This is a genomic window from Acinetobacter larvae, assembly GCF_001704115.1.
Lineage (GTDB): Bacteria > Pseudomonadota > Gammaproteobacteria > Pseudomonadales > Moraxellaceae > Acinetobacter > Acinetobacter larvae.
Genome location: NZ_CP016895.1, coordinates 2,560,088 through 2,575,636, shown reverse-complemented (window position 1 = coordinate 2,575,636; position 15,549 = coordinate 2,560,088). Strand labels below are relative to the sequence as shown.

Below are 15,549 nucleotides of genomic sequence, written 5' to 3'. Positions count from 1 at the left end.
TCGGAAATTTTCTGCTTCGGCAAAATTATACTTTGGCAAAAAAAATTTCTACTTTGGTAAAATAAGTTCTTAAAATCATCACGGCGGTGTCTGACCGAAGTTCATCCAATGCTTGGAGCTCGTATTGTCACTTTTTAAAAAGTGACACAAAACTTTTTCATGCGCAAAACCTGTTTAAGTACATCAACTGTTTTGATTCTTCGCAGAAACAGGACAATCTAATGCCAGTCAGGTTGCGCATGATCACAAGCTTCACGGACTCAAAATTATTATTTTAAAAATATCAAATAGGGTGTTTTTGCATCAGCATACTGCATATTGAAATGCAGGAAATAATATATTAATGCCATATAAACAGTAGATTGTCTTTAATTTTCTTTAATATATGGTGTAAAAAATAAGCTTAAAACTTTATAAAAAATATATGTTTAGAGGTTTAGTCAAAAAAAATCCCATTGTTTATAAGCAATGGGTGGAGTCTACAATATTGGTATCCAATCTGAATACCTGCGCTGTTTATTTATTGTTATGGTTATTTCAACTAAATAGAGACTAGGCTTATTAAAAACTATTTTAGAACAACTTGCCATGGCAGATTGTGTTTATTTTAGCGTTTCCGTATTATTTTTAACTTGACCAATGCGCCATTGATAGGGCGGAAGTGTGCCATTAATACTAAAATCACCGACAATTCGATCTTTAAATATCCGCGGGTTATGTGAAGCTAAAGTTCTGATATTGCGCCAATATCGATCTAAGGCGAGGTCTTTGTTGGTTGCTGAAGCACCTAAGGCATCAAATAAAATTGATGCAGCCTCTAAACCTAAATCACTGATAATACTTTGGGTTTGTGCTGTTTCTAACTCAGCAATAGCATTTTGGTCGGCTTCATATTGTTCATCTTGTTGTAAGCCTGCTTCAAAAGCACGCTGCAAAGCTTGTGCATTTTTTTCGACCAAAACATTATTGCTATAGGCTATGCCACGAATCCTGCCAACGACTTGTTGAATTTGTGGATCTTGTTTGACCAGCTGACTATTGGCATGACTATAGTTGCGGGTACGCTGTTCAACCAGCTGAGCTACATCATAATGTGCTGCCCGAGTTAATCCCGCAATAATCGCCAACTGTACTAACTGATAATATGCTGCTGAGTATTTAAAACGCACTTCATCGAGTAAGACATCTTTGGCATCGACTTCGACTTGATGAAATTTTGCAGTTCCACTCGCTGTCAAGACCTGACCAAAGCCATTCCAATCGTCGATCACCTCAACACCTGAGGCGGTCCGTGGCACTAAAATAGAGGCAGAATTTCCATCTAAATCAGTAATTCCTACATCTAACCAGTCTGCATATAAGCTCCCCGTGGTGTAATATTTTTCGCCGTTTAAATAAACTTTTCCTTCTGCATCTTGGCTTAAATGGGTACTGAAATGGTCAATAGATTGCTGTCCACCTTCGGACCAAGCACTCCCTACAGTTTGACCTTGGGCGATGCGTTGTAACCAAGTCTCACGAAAAGTGGGGGCGCGACTTAATAAAACATCTTCTGTGAACCCAAAATGTACCCGTAAGGCTTGTGGAAGGTTAGAGTCAGCTTCAGCAAGTTCAACTAAAAGCGCAAATAATTCTGGGATCGTTGCATCAAAACCTTGATAAGCTTTGGGTAAGCGCAGTCGCGTGAAGCCGCTGTCTTTTAACCACTGTATCTGTTCTGTCGGTAAAATATGTTGTTGTTCACGTTCTTTGGTTGCTGCTTTGATTTTGGCAAAAATAGGACGAAACTGCGCAGCCAATTGATCATAGCGTGCCGATGGTCCTTGCCCCCAAACGGCATCAATTTGCGTGCTTTCTGCTTGCGGACGATGCTGTAAATTGCTGAGTGTCGGTATATTGAGTGAAGTCATAAAACTACTGCCAAGTATTATAAAAATATGATAGTAACCATCTTTTTAAATACGGAAATACAGTTTTTCTGCTATTAAAATATTTTTCAGAGATAAAATTTATTCTGACTTATTTATATAAAAAAAATATTTAGCTTGCTTGAGTGACTCTGTTTAAATAAGTTTTTCAATTAGATTAGAGGTGCTTTGTGATGTGCGTGCAATCATGCTGCTTATAATACAGTCATACTGTATTAAATGATGGATATTGAAAGTGCTTCATTTTAATGAGATACATCATTTTATTGCAGTTTAAAAAATCGGGCTCTATTTTATTTATAAATAGAGGTATATTTTAATGAGATATTCGCTGTGTCAATTTTGTTCAATTTAAACATTAAAGCCGATGCAACATGGCGCATCGGCTTTTTATTTAAATTACAGCCTAAACGGCGGCAGCCCTCTTAGGTGCGATAAATCGTGCGAAAAATTAATCTCGATAATCTTGTTCACCCAATTTCCAGTAGCCTTTGCTGCTCATTCGTGATGCTGGCAATTGCTGATGGTCCAACCAGAAGTCACGCCAGCCTTTGCTCCAACGTGCTTCTCCAGCAATCCAGACTTGACCATTACCCTGGGGCAGAGCTTTGATATCTTTCATAATATGGTTGCGCATGGCACCAGTATCTGGACGAATTGCCAACGTCCGCCAGCGTGCTTGTAGCTTTGCGACAGTGTCGATTTCTTGTTTATCTAAGAGTGAGTCAATTACAAAGAATGCCGTGACTGGAAAATCAGCTGCTAAAGACTCAATAATGTTAATGGCTGCAGGTAAGGCGGTAAGATCCGCAGCAATCCATAACCACTCCGTGTCGCTTTGCAAGTTAAAACCGCCACTGCGTGGTCCAGCGATTTCTACACAGTCGCCGGGCTGACAAAAGCTTGCCCATGCCGATACCGTATTCTTCTCATGCTCTTTGCTGTGCATTACAAAATCAATACAAATAGTCGACTTCTGGTAGTCAATTGAACGGATGGTATATGCTCTTCCTTTGATACCCGGCGGGAAAATCTTAACCCAAGCGGCGGGAACTTGGACTTGTGGGTTCGACAGCCATGCACTGAGTTCTGGTCCGCCAAGCACTACACGGCGCATATGAGGTGTAATCGTGATGGCGGATAACACGATACACTGGATATGTTGTTTAGTTTGATCAACAAACATATGGTCATTCCTTAAAAAAATTGATTAATCATCTATTTTTTGGTCGATAAAGCTTGAGGGTTACGTGCAAACCAAATCACCACAATAGAAAGTGCAAAGGCGATACTGGACCATAAGAAGAAGTCATTCAAGGCGAGCATGTCTGCCTGTATGATGGTTTCTCGCCAAATGACCTGCCAACTTTGCTGTTCTGTGAGCCCTTGTGCAGTCATTTGTTGCATGGTCGTAGCCACTGCCGGGCGACTGTCCTCGAGGGAATCGACCAAAACATTTTGGTAATAACGGGAACGTTGATCCCAATAGGTTTGTGCCAAAGATGCAATTAAACTTCCTGCCATCATGCGTATAGATGTCTGTAAACCTGAAGCAGATGCGATTTTTTCTGGTGGTATGCCATTGAGAGATAATGACACCAATGGCGTTAAAAACAACCCAATACCAATACCTTGCGCTAAACAGCTTAAGGCGATCAAGCTAACATCAACTTCGGTGGTCATTGAGGTACGCCACCATGCGACCAAGGACCAGGCAATAAAAGCGAGGCTGGCAAAAATACGCGCATCGTTGCGTTGTATCCAACGACCCAGCAAAGGCGCAAGTAATATGCCAAATATTCCCATGGGTGCGGTAGCGAGTCCCGCCCAAGTGGCGGTATAGCGCATATCAATTTGCAACCAGAGTGGAATTAACACCAATGCGGCAAAGTACAAGCCAAAGCCAACCGCAACTGCAATGGTACCAATGCTAAAGTTGCGGTATTTAAACAGGGTGAGATCAACTATTGGATGCTTGTCGCCCAATTCCCAGATAACAAAGAAAATAAAACTTAAAACACAGATAATGCTGGTGGTAATAATAAATGGCGATGAAAACCAATCCAAAATACGACCACGATCTAGCGTGAGTTGTAATGTTCCGATGGCTAAAGCTAATAAAATCAAACCACGGGTATCGATGGGAAGCTTAGCCGTTGCTGTATCACGTCCTTTCAACATCATACCGGTTACCACGACCACAATAAGACCAATGGGAAGATTGACGAAGAAAATCCAAGGCCAGCTATATGCATCGGTCAACCATCCACCCAATACCGGTCCTGCAACAGGACCTGCCATATTGGTCATTGCCCACATCGATAGAGCAAATGTTCTTTTCGAGGGTGGGAAAATTGCCACTAAGAGGGCTTGACTCAGGGGCACAATTGGACCAGAAACCACACCTTGTAAAATACGAAATGCCAATAAGCTTTCGAAACTTTGTGCCATGCCACAGAGTAAAGAGGCAATGGTAAAGGCAGTAACCGACATAATAAATAATCTAAGCTGACCAAAACGCCTCGATAACCAACCCGTTAATGGAATACAAATTGAGTTGGCGATTGCAAAAAAAGTAATGGTCCATTCACCGATTTCTGGGCTGACCCCGAGATCACCAGAAATACTCGGTACAGAGACGTTGGCAATGGTAATATCTGTGACCGCCATAAAGGACGCCAAACCGATTGCGATGGCGGCGATCATGAGTGCCATGCCCGATAAGGGTTCAATCGGACGAGTTTGAGTCGTCATAAACATTTCCTCATGAGAAGACCTAGATATCCCAATGTGTCAACATCATGTTGAATGATGTGGGTTTTGCAATCTGTAAGGACTGTAGTGGGGGGGTAGACGGCGTTTTATTTTTTATCGTGGTGCTGGGGTTACAACGCGTCGTATCCACTTTGACTTCGGCAGAAAGACCAATGCGCAGTGGATATTGGGCCAATTGTTTGGGGTCGAGTTGAATGCGAACAGGAACGCGTTGTACCACCTTAATCCAGTTTCCGGTAGCATTTTGTGCCGGGAGTACGGAAAATGCCGAACCACTGCCCACCATAATGTCTTGAACTTTGCCGCGATATTTAATTTTCCGACCATAGCTGTCTATGGTGACTTCAGCTGCTTGCCCTGCACAGATACCACTGAGTTGGGTTTCTTTAAAGTTGGCATCGATCCACATTTGATCTAATGGAATAATGGACAACAATTTTTGCCCTATTGCGACTTGCTCACCCAGTTGTACGGTACGCTGTGCCACCATGCCACTGACAGGTGCAATAATATTGCTACGTTGCATATTGAGTAGGGCTTTTTCAACCCGCTCTTTGGCCAATAGGACTTCTGGGTGATGATCAATGTCTGTTCCTTGGATGTGTGCTAGCACTTGTTGTTGGGCTGCAATTGCTTGGTCGACATTGGCTTGGGCAACTTTTACTGCATCAGCGGCGTGTCGAAGCTCTTCTTTTGTAATCAAGTCTTGATCAGCCAAACCACGTCGTGCATTGAAATCTGCTTGTGCTTTTGTTAACAGTACTTTTTCTGCATGAATTTTACTATCAGATTGTTTTTGCTGGGTAAATAATGCTGTTACATTGCGGCGTATACGCGCCAGATCGGCTTGTGCAGCTGCTAGTTCAATATTGACATCGCTTTGGTCTATATCGACCAAGGCGTGACCTGCCTGTACGCGATCGGTATTGTCAACATAGATTTTTGCAATAGACCCAGTAATACGCGGGCTAATATCTACCACATGGCCATTGACATAAGCGTTATCTGTGCTTTGGCTATTTTGTCCATTCATCATGTAATAACCCGTTGCACCGATTGCTGTCAGTAGGGTGACGCCAGAAGCCAGCATCAAATTTTTTCCACGAGCAGATTGTGCCGTGCTCTTGTCGGCTTTTTCAATATCAGTCATTTTTTCTACCTAGAACTTTTCTATCTAGAACTTTTATGTCTAGAATCAACTCAATACATTTCAATGAAAGACCCAACGCCCGCCCAGTGAACGGGTCAAATTAAACTGTGCCAGTGCAATGGCATGTTCGGTTTGGATACGTTGTATTGCACGATCGAGTTGTTGTAATTCAGTACGCAGCAGCGCTTGCCGTGTGTTGAGACCTTGCTTTAAGCGTTGCGCGGCAATTTTGTGTAATTGCTGCGTTTGTTGTTGCGCTTGCTGCACCAGTACAAATTGTTGTTGTGCACTGTGAAATTGCTGCAGCGCATCACTTACTTGTTGAATGGCATTGACCAAGCTTTGGTTGTATTGCACCACCGCCAAATCATAATTGGCTAGTTCGCCTCTTAAGTTGGCACGCAAACGGTTTTGTTCAAAAATAGGTAAATTGATCGCTGGACCAATCGCCATGGTGCGACTACCTTCTCTGAATAAATAGTCCAAACCTAGGCTTTGTAAGCCCAATACCGCAGTTAGATTGATGTCTGGATAAAAACTCGCGCGTGCGGCATCGCTTTGCCGAGCTTGTGCTTCAATCAGTTGCCGTAACGCGGCAATATCTGGACGTTCTCCTAACCAGTGCAAGGGGAGGGTTGTTGCAACAGCCTGCTGAGATTTTAACTGTAGTGCTGGCTTTTGCAGTGCATCACTAAATTCAGTGCTTTGTCCTAAGAGCGCTGCAATGGCATGACGATCTTGAGCAATGTTGCGCCGTAATATTGGCAGTTGGCTATCAATGGTATTGATAGCAAGACTTGCTTCAATAACATGGTCTTGTTTTGCCAAACCAGCACGGCGTTTTTGCTGTTCGATGTTGAGCAATTCTTGTAGAATTTTGCGTTTTTCCAGTTGCTTTTGCAGTAATTGTTCAGAAATATGCCACTGTAAATAATGATTGCTAATCGCCAGTTGTAAGCTGAGCCGTACATCTTGCAGCTGTAATTCTGCCGCATCAGTTTGTAATGCTGCTGCATCCGCCAAGGCTTTATATTTACCCCAGAGATCTAAATGCCAACCAATAGTTGTGGTTAAACGACCAGAGCTACCCGTTTTACCTGCATATTTTTCTGGATAGCTGTCATGATCTGGGTAGCGATCAGCACTCATTTTCAGTTCACTACTGGCTTGTACTTGACGATCAACCTGCTTAAGATCAGTTAATGCCGCGGCACGTTCTAGACGAATTTGCGCGAGATGTACGTTAGGTGCGTAATCATCCAATGCCGTTAAAATCTCATTGAGCTGCGGATCTTGCCAAACTTGCCACCAGTGCTGGGGAGATTGAGAAGAGTTAGGATGGGTTATATCGATACGCAATTGTTTGCTTTGTAAACTACTGAGTTCAACCGGTTTAAAGCTGGAACGTAGCTGACCATCACTGGCACAACCCACTAAGATAAAGCATAACGCGACAGTTAGGCTGTAACGGCTATGCCGATGAAGAACGATCGAGCGGGATGACTTGGTCGACCGAATAAGAGTATTCATTTACTTGGTTCCTAATAAGAACTTGTTTTTATTATGTGAAAAATATAATCTTGCATATATAGACAAAGTGGTAATCAATAGTTGCGCTATATGCAATCGATGGATTTAAATTTACTGGTCGCCTTAGATGCCTTGTTGGCTGAGGGTAGTGTGACGGGGGCAGCAGAACGTTTACAGTTAAGTGTGCCTGCAATGAGCCGCACGCTAGACCGTATTCGTAAAATGATAGGTGATCCTTTATTTGTTCGTGCTGGTCGTGGCTTGGTCCCAACGCCGCGTGCAGAACAATTACGTGAACCAGTACGTTTATTGGTATTACAGGCGCAACAACTGTTGGTTAAAGAGCAGGATTTTGATGTACATGCCATGCGCCGAGTCTTTACCATTCGCGCAGATGATGGCACGGTGGTGCTATTGGCACCCTTAATCATTGAAAAAATGTCACAGTTGGCACCAATGTCTACTGTTCGATTTATTGCACAAGGTCAACAGGATGTGGTCGCTCTTAGAGAAGGTCGTATTGATTTAGATATTGGTGTTATTCAAGATTTGGGTCCAGAGATTATTCGGCAGAGTTTATTTCAAGATCGTTTTATTGCAGTTTTTCGTAGTGAAAATCCATTGACGCATAAAGCACAGCTCATAGCAGAAGATTTTGCCAATGCTCAGCATGTTACTGTTTCGCGGCGTGGTATTTTGAGTGGTCCGATAGATGTTGAGCTGGCCAAACAGGGCTTATCACGGCATATTCATGCCGTCACACATTCATTTGCAGAAGCATTATTTATTGCACGGGCAACGGATTTAGTGGCTTCTTTACCAGCACGCTTAACTTCAACGATGCGGCAAGATATGCAATGGCGCACCTTACCCTTCGATACTCCCTCAATGACAATTTCACATGCATGGCATCCACGCTTTAATGGTGACTATGCGCATAAAGTATTACGTAAAATCGTCTATGAGATTTGCCAAACAGATGCTTTTCAACACTAAGCCATCGATGCTATAGCAACATATCGTGATCGCGTAAATGGCATGTTGTGCAATCCAACTGAAATATAAATAAAATATGCGAAATATATTAAGTGTGAATATTGATATATTTTTTATATTATTGATTTTAAAAATAAAAAGCTCGGATTTCATCATGAAATCCGAGCTTGTCATTCAGCTTATGCTGATCCGCATGCTGTAACAAACATTAGCTGAATGCTTTTAAATCGAGTAATCGAAATTACTTCTGACTTTTTAACTCTTTTTTGAGTTGTTTGATTTTGCTTTCGTGTTTTGAAATTTTTTCAAGACGTGCTTTGATCTTCTGCTTCAACGATTTAACTTGCTTAGACATAATGTCACTCCTTGGTATCAGTTGCTGCCCTATATAGATAGAAAGGCAGCTGATTATGGTTGCATGATTGATGACAAAGACATTGGCGATGCCATATAAAACTCAATACAACTGATGCATTTTTACAGGTCTTTCAGAGAGATTGAAGTCATGCTTCAAGCCGCATAAAGACCGTAATCCAAAAATGTATATACATTATATATACGTTTTATTTTAAATGCAAGTTCTTAAAAATATTAGTTTTTTATGTTTTGTACGGTCGCTGTTGTCGATATGTTGTATGTACTTGCAGCATGAGTCGCCGATATGGGCTAAGGCAAAAGCGCCAAAGCAGGGCTTTGCTTTGCTGAAGCTTTAGTAAAAAAACTAAGCAGTTTGTGGCGGGCGATGTTGCTCGTCAACGTGGCTACTTGCACAGAGGATATAGAAAAAGATATAGAAGATCTGGGGGATCAAAAATCAGGAGAATCAAAGAAAATAATGGCGAACCACAGTGCATATTTTTATAAGTTTTGAGATCTCGCAATCAGAAATTGCTTCAGCTTTAGGGTAAAGGAGAGTGTGTGAGATACTCACCTTTACTTTTATTTGTTTTTAGTCTGCGTTTTTAGCACAGTCAATGGTCTAAGGCGTTGGATTGTTCTGAGGGTTTTGCTTCGGCATCGTGGTGCATCTTGACAAAATTTCGAATAAATCTACGCAGTTCACGGGCGGCACTGGTATCGAGTTCATCGCAAAGGCGAATAAATTCATCACGTTCAGCACTACTAATACGGATTAAGAGCTGACCATCTTTTTTACTGGCTTTGGTTTTTTTAGGTAAATCTGACATTGCTTATCGTTCCACCAAACAACACAAATCGCATAGGCGCCAGTGCATATAAAGTTGTTTCAATTGCAGATCTAGATGCATAGAGCTTAAAGATAGCATGTTCTGACCCATTCAAAATTTTGTTAATTGTCTCATAAGCAATGATTTTTTCCCAGCTTGATCTCATACTTGGTTCAAGTGGTTGTTTTATATTTATAGTGCTTCAAGCTCAATGTTTTAAATAATGTTGTGTTTAGTACTTTTAATTGAATTTTTACAATAAGCAAAGCAAATACTTCAAGAATGCAGTAATCCTATACGGTTCGAAACGCAATTGTGAAGTAATTAATTATAAAATGCTTTACGCAACATTGGCTCAAGCACTGTCAAATTATGCCATTTCAGCAGCAGATGTTGTTTATATGCTCATTGATGAATTAAAACAAAGCATAAATTAAAACCATAAAATACCTGCAAAAGAAAAAGATGAAACATCATATTGATGCGATTAAACAACTGATAATTAGGATTTAATGTGATGTACATCACTTTATTTTGTGTATAATGTATTTTAATTATTGTTTTTTATTTAAGTGCTTTAGGTATCACGCTAAAAAGTTTAATTGACTGTTGGTGCGTGTTTTATGGATATTTAGTGATTAGCCAAAGGTTTTGTTTTTGCAGCTCAGTTGTAACGTTCTAAAACAAACCACATCCCCAATGCGCCATTTTGCATTGTTGTTTGCTGAAAAAAGCAGATTTTCAATAAACAATAGTCACCTCAGGTGCATTGATTGAACATGAACATTTTAAAGAACAGCAAAGCTATGAAATATGAAAATTTTAAAAACCTAAATGATGATGAGTTTGATGCTGCGGTGGGTATATCCCGTGAGCTCTTTCTCTTGATGGTGAAAACACTTGACCAAGCAGAAAGTCGTAAGAAAAAGTCAGGTCGACCACATTCTTTGTGTTTAGAAGACCAAGTCTTGTTAACACTCAATTATTTTAAAAACAATAAAACCCAATCACAGCTTTCATATGAATATCATTTGGCTGAAAGTAATGTGAACCGGACGATTAGTAAGGTGGAAACTGCTTTGTCTCAGTCTGGGCAGTTTTCTATTTCATCTAGACATCAAGTGACCTTAAATAATGGGGACTCTTTAACTCAAATTTTAAAAACAAAGTTAAGTTTATATTTACATCCAACCGCGACTGATTGAACGAAACAACAGATCTATTCTATTTTCTATTTGAAATAGGGGCTGTGCATTTGATTTGATGTTTTCTCGGATATAATTTACATCGCTGTTCCAATGGTTGCGGTGGATTCAAATGTTGTGGCGATGTCATATCATCACGACTGTCTAAAAATTGCAAATCGCTGACCGAGTGACTCATCGTTTTATAGGGGATTATGTTATAATTCGCCAAAATTAACAGGGTACGTGCTCCCTCATTTGATCTGCTCCTCTAAAGCTGCCATTTATGCAGCTTTTTTAGTTTTGCTTGGTTTAACCTCGGCACGATGATGTCGTTATGCTTAGTCTGAGCAACACTGTATGGCAAATCGCTTCGCCAATATGTGCTGATTCAGCAGATATTATTGAAATATCAACATAGTTATAGCTCAACGTCCACAGGAGCTCACGATGGCTAATCCAAATTCTACACTGAATTTATGGGAACGCTTATTTAAGCTTAGCGACAATAAAACGACTGTAAAAACAGAGATTGTTGCTGGCTTCACCACTTTTTTGACCATGTGTTACATCATCATCGTCAATCCAAGCATTTTATCCATTACTGGGATGGACTTTGGCGCTGTATTTGTTGCAACCTGTTTGGCTGCTGCAATCGGCTGTTTTGTTATGGGGTTAGTCGCCAATTATCCGATAGCATTGGCGCCCGGTATGGGACTGAATGCCTATTTTACCTTTAGTGTCTGTCAGGGCATGGGGGTACCTTGGCAAACGGCATTGGCTGCAGTTTTTGTGTCGGGGCTGGTTTTTATTGCCATTAGCATGTTTAAAATTCGTGAAGCTATCGTCAATGCTATTCCGATGTCACTGAAGTTTGCAATTGGCGGTGGTATCGGCTTGTTTTTGGCCTTAGTTGCCTTAAAGAATTCTGGCATTATTGTACAAAATCAGGCAACTTTAGTCGCTCTAGGGGATATCACTGAACCGAAGGTTTTACTGGTCTTTTTGGGCTTCTTGCTGATTATGGTATTGCATCATTTTCAAGTCAAAGGTGCGATTATTATTAGTATTTTGGTATTGACCGTGATTGCAAATCTGACGGGTTTAAAAGCCTTTGAAGGTATTATTGGTCCGATTCCAAGTATAGCGCCGACTTTTTTACAGATGGATTTCAAAGGTTTATTTGAAGCCAGCCTTATGGGTGTGGTTTTTGTCTTTTTCTTAGTCGATTTATTTGATTCGACCGGAACCTTGGTAGGGGTATCGCATCGTGCAGGTTTATTGCAAGATGGTAAATTGCCCCGTTTGAAAAAAGCCCTATTTGCAGACTCTAGTGCAATTGTTGCTGGCGCGGCATTGGGAACCTCATCGACTACACCATATATCGAATCTTCTGCTGGCGTTGCCGCAGGGGGGCGTACCGGCTTGACCGCAGTAGTGGTGGGAATATTCTTCTTATTGTGCTTATTCTTAGCGCCATTAGCGAAAAGCGTTCCAGACTTTGCAACAGCACCTGCCTTGATTTTTATTGGAATCTTGATGATCCAGGGGATTACCAATATTGATTGGGATGACATTACCGAAGCAGCACCTGCCTTTTTAACCATTATTTTTATGCCATTGAGCTATTCGATTGCAGATGGTATTGCCATGGGCTTTATTAGCTATGCATTGATCAAGTTATTGACAGGTAAAGCTAAAACTGTGCCTTATATGGTGTGGATCGTTGCATTGCTTTGGGTGGTGAAGTTTATTTACTTTGGTGGTTAATGGATTCCACTGACACATTTAGTTTGCTGCTCAGTCAAGCTGGATGATAGACCAGAACTTTGTAAAACATGCCTTGGTATAGCAATATGCCAAGGATTTTATTAAATATTTTCTTTTATACTTGATGTATAACATTTTGCCAGCATGAGACTTAAACAATGCATAGCCCGTTGATTGCTGCTTTACCCAAAGCAGAATTACATGTTCATATAGAAGGAACATTTGAGCCAGAATTGATGTTTGAAATTGCTCAGCGCAATCAAATTTCTTTGCCTTACGATAGTGTCGAAGCCTTACGCCAAGCCTATAACTTCCAAAACCTGCAGTCATTTTTAGATTTATATTATGCTGGTGCGCAGGTTCTCATACATGAACAAGATTTTTATGACTTAGCTTGGGCTTATTTTGAAAAGTGCCATGCCGATCATGTGGTACATACTGAAATTTTCTTTGATCCACAAACACATACTGACCGTGGTGTAGCCTTTGCAACTGTGTTACATGGCTTAAAGCGGGCTTGTCAGGATGCCAAAGCCCACTTTGGCATTAGTTCACATTTAATCATGTGTTTTTTAAGACATCTTTCTGAACAAGACGCCTTTAACACCCTAGCACAAGCTGCTGCATTTAAAGACGATATTATTGCTGTAGGATTGGATTCTAGTGAAGTCGGGCATCCACCTGAAAAGTTTGCACGGGTGTTTGCAGCTGCGGCTGAACAGGGTTACTTATGTGTAGCACATGCTGGTGAAGAAGGTCCGGCAACGTATATTTGGCAAGCACTAGAATTACTTAAGGTCCATCGTATTGATCATGGCGTGCGTTGTGATGAAGATGCCGAGCTCATGCGTTATTTGGCAGAAAAAAATATGCCTCTAACCGTATGTCCGCTCAGTAATTTAAAACTCTGTGTGGTGGACGATATGCGTGACCATAATATTAAAAAGTTGTTGCATGAAGGACTGTGTGTTACGGTCAATTCAGATGATCCATCTTATTTTGGTGGTTATATGAATGATAATTATCAAGCTATTCACGATGCGCTGGCACTGTCAGATGATGAACTTAAACAATTGGCATGCAATGCATTTCAAGCATCATTCTTGGCGGAAACAGAGAAACAAGCCTGGTGTGAACAGATTAAGGCATTATAACTACGCACTGAAAGCGCTCTTAAAATAGCAGCCTATAGGGTAATGGCTGCTATTGGATGACTTGACTGATGAATAGCACAACCAACTAAGATTTATCCTTGCCTAACATGCTACGCAATACATGGTCTTTATCGATAAAATGATGCTTCAATGCTGCGGCAATATGTCCGAGCAGCAATAAGCCTGCAAACCAAGATAAATAAACATGTGCTGGCGCAACGATGCTCATAATTTCAGGGTTTTTATCTAGTAGTCTGGGTATTTCAAATAAATACAATACGGGTGCAGGATGCCCAGCACTCCAACTATATAAACAGCCAGTAATGGGGAGAGCGATTAAAATAAAATATAAGATCCAATGTGCAATATGTGCAGCACTTTTCATTGCTGGCGACATACTAGCGGGTAAAGCAGGTGTTGGGTGGGTATAACGCCAAAATAGACGTACTACCACTAAAAATAGAATAACAGTAGCAATGTTCTTATGTAAGGTAATGATATTGCCCTTAAAGCTGCCATCTACGTCATAGCTAAGAAAATTACCACTATAAAAGCCGATCACCCAAGCGGTTATAAAAATTATTGCCATGATCCAATGTAAGTATTGGGCAGTACGCGTATAGTATTGAGTTTTTTCTGGCATTTGTTTACTCATCATGCGCATGTGCGCTTCGCTGGAAAAGGCATAGCTTAATCAGCCATGATGATGTGAGCAACCCTACAAAGTTCAACAGAATGTGCTGGATTTGCAACAATGAACATTGCAGTCTGGCACAGCTGAATTGAGGCGCTTATACCAGAAATTTTGCGCAGTACAATTGTATTTGATGATTTGTCGTATGCTGCCATTTGTAGGGCTATGCTAGACTGTGATCGGTCATAATGAGAGATGAAAATTTTGCAACATTTAAAAATAGCTGGCGTAGACGAAGCTGGTAGAGGTCCTTTGGTTGGTTCAGTGGTGGCAGCCGCTGTTATTTTAGATCCACAGCAAGTAATCCTTGGTCTAAATGACTCTAAAAAACTTTCTGAAAAAAAGCGTGAAGCATTATTTGTCGAAATCCAAGAAAAAGCTTTGGCTTGGTGTATTGCAGAAGCGAGTCATGAAGAAATCGATACGCTAAATATTCTACAGGCTTCGTTGTTGGCGATGCGCCGTGCAGTTGAAGGGTTACAGTTGCGACCTGATTTGGTGCGTGTTGATGGGAATAAAAGTCCAACAGGGTTGCTTATGCCATGTGAGGCGATCGTTTCCGGAGATGCATTACATGCTGAAATTTCGGCGGCAAGTATATTGGCTAAAGTCACGCGTGATCGTGAGATGGTTGCTTTGGGACAGCGTTATCCCGATTATGGCTTTGCTCAACATAAGGGCTATCCAACCAAGGCGCATTTTGCGGCGATAGAGCAATATGGGGTCATTGCAGAGCATCGTCGCAGTTATGCGCCCGTGCGTAAAGCCTTGGACAAGCAAATCTGACACATTGAATATTTACAATGCCCAGATAAGTTTAAAGCGGTATAAAACCGCTTTAGCATAATAATTTTAACCGTAAATGCGAATTAGCGGTTAAAATTATTTTGCGTATAATTATCATCTTCGAAAGAAGGCTGATAATCTTGATCGAGGTGTTGTAGGTGCTCATGCATCGCACGCTCATGTTGAATACGCTGATAAATCTCTTCACGGTGCACAGAGACTTCTTTCGGCGCATTCACACCAATACGTACTTGATTGCCTTTGACACCAAGTACAGTCACACTTACTTGATCCCCAATCATTAAAGTTTCGCCGACACGTCGGGTTAGAATCAGCATGTTTATCTCCTTGCAAAACGCTAAACGTGCAATCGTCAAATTTAAAAACACAGCCGA

The 15,549-nt window shown here is 41.1% G+C and carries 12 protein-coding genes and 1 pseudogene; 5 read left to right on the top strand and 8 right to left on the bottom strand.

Annotated elements, in window-relative coordinates:
* Nucleotides 1-602: 602 nt before the first annotated feature.
* The 5 genes from BFG52_RS11565 to BFG52_RS11545 all read right to left on the bottom strand — a co-directional run bounded on the left by BFG52_RS11565 (nt 603) and on the right by BFG52_RS11545 (nt 7,383).
* Nucleotides 603-1,910 carry an acyl-CoA dehydrogenase family protein gene (locus BFG52_RS11565; RefSeq protein ID WP_067556288.1) on the bottom strand — a complete coding sequence of 436 codons (1,308 nt, stop codon included), beginning with the start codon at nt 1,908-1,910 and terminating at the stop codon, nt 603-605.
* A 469-nt stretch (nt 1,911-2,379) separates the two neighbouring features.
* A complete protein-coding gene (locus tag BFG52_RS11560; RefSeq protein WP_067556286.1) occupies nt 2,380-3,114 on the bottom strand; it encodes a siderophore-interacting protein in 735 nt (244 codons plus the stop codon).
* Between the two features lie 32 nt (nt 3,115-3,146).
* On the bottom strand, nt 3,147-4,682 hold the full coding sequence (locus BFG52_RS11555) for a DHA2 family efflux MFS transporter permease subunit (RefSeq protein WP_067556283.1): 1,536 nt from the start codon (nt 4,680-4,682) through the stop codon (nt 3,147-3,149).
* A gap of 22 nt (nt 4,683-4,704) precedes the next feature.
* Nucleotides 4,705-5,853 carry an efflux RND transporter periplasmic adaptor subunit gene (locus BFG52_RS11550; protein ID WP_067556280.1) on the bottom strand — a complete coding sequence of 383 codons (1,149 nt, stop codon included), beginning with the start codon at nt 5,851-5,853 and terminating at the stop codon, nt 4,705-4,707.
* A gap of 60 nt (nt 5,854-5,913) precedes the next feature.
* Nucleotides 5,914-7,383, bottom strand: coding sequence for an efflux transporter outer membrane subunit (locus BFG52_RS11545; protein ID WP_071890129.1), 1,470 nt, complete (start codon nt 7,381-7,383; stop codon nt 5,914-5,916).
* 90 nt (nt 7,384-7,473) lie between these two features.
* Here BFG52_RS11545 and BFG52_RS11540 point away from each other — a divergent pair, with 90 nt between their 5' ends.
* A complete protein-coding gene (locus tag BFG52_RS11540) occupies nt 7,474-8,379 on the top strand; it encodes a LysR family transcriptional regulator (protein ID WP_067556274.1) in 906 nt (301 codons plus the stop codon).
* A 971-nt stretch (nt 8,380-9,350) separates the two neighbouring features.
* Here BFG52_RS11540 and BFG52_RS11535 read toward each other — a convergent pair.
* A complete protein-coding gene (locus tag BFG52_RS11535; protein ID WP_067556270.1) occupies nt 9,351-9,566 on the bottom strand; it encodes a hypothetical protein in 216 nt (71 codons plus the stop codon).
* A gap of 806 nt (nt 9,567-10,372) precedes the next feature.
* On the opposite strand from BFG52_RS11535, the pseudogene BFG52_RS11530 reads away from it, so the two are divergent.
* The 3 genes and pseudogenes from BFG52_RS11530 to BFG52_RS11520 form a co-directional block, all read left to right on the top strand.
* A pseudogene (locus BFG52_RS11530) lies at nt 10,373-10,687 on the top strand (helix-turn-helix domain-containing protein); the annotation flags it as partial.
* A gap of 513 nt (nt 10,688-11,200) precedes the next feature.
* Nucleotides 11,201-12,520, top strand: a complete 1,320-nt coding sequence (locus BFG52_RS11525; RefSeq protein ID WP_067556268.1) for an NCS2 family permease — start codon at nt 11,201-11,203, stop codon at nt 12,518-12,520.
* Between the two features lie 158 nt (nt 12,521-12,678).
* Nucleotides 12,679-13,674, top strand: coding sequence for an adenosine deaminase (locus tag BFG52_RS11520; protein WP_067556265.1), 996 nt, complete (start codon nt 12,679-12,681; stop codon nt 13,672-13,674).
* Between the two features lie 85 nt (nt 13,675-13,759).
* On the opposite strand, the gene BFG52_RS11515 is transcribed toward BFG52_RS11520, so the two are convergent.
* Complete coding sequence (locus BFG52_RS11515; RefSeq protein WP_067559493.1) at nt 13,760-14,317, bottom strand: cytochrome b; 558 nt, start codon at nt 14,315-14,317, stop codon at nt 13,760-13,762.
* A gap of 246 nt (nt 14,318-14,563) precedes the next feature.
* On the opposite strand from BFG52_RS11515, the gene rnhB reads away from it, so the two are divergent.
* Nucleotides 14,564-15,154: a ribonuclease HII gene (rnhB, locus tag BFG52_RS11510; RefSeq protein WP_067556262.1), complete on the top strand. Its 591-nt coding sequence runs from the start codon at nt 14,564-14,566 to the stop codon at nt 15,152-15,154.
* A gap of 83 nt (nt 15,155-15,237) precedes the next feature.
* Here rnhB and csrA read toward each other — a convergent pair whose 3' ends face one another.
* The gene (gene csrA / locus BFG52_RS11505) at nt 15,238-15,492 is read right to left on the bottom strand and encodes a carbon storage regulator CsrA (protein WP_067556259.1); all 255 of its coding nucleotides are present in this window, start codon (nt 15,490-15,492) and stop codon (nt 15,238-15,240) included.
* Nucleotides 15,493-15,549 lie beyond the last annotated feature (57 nt).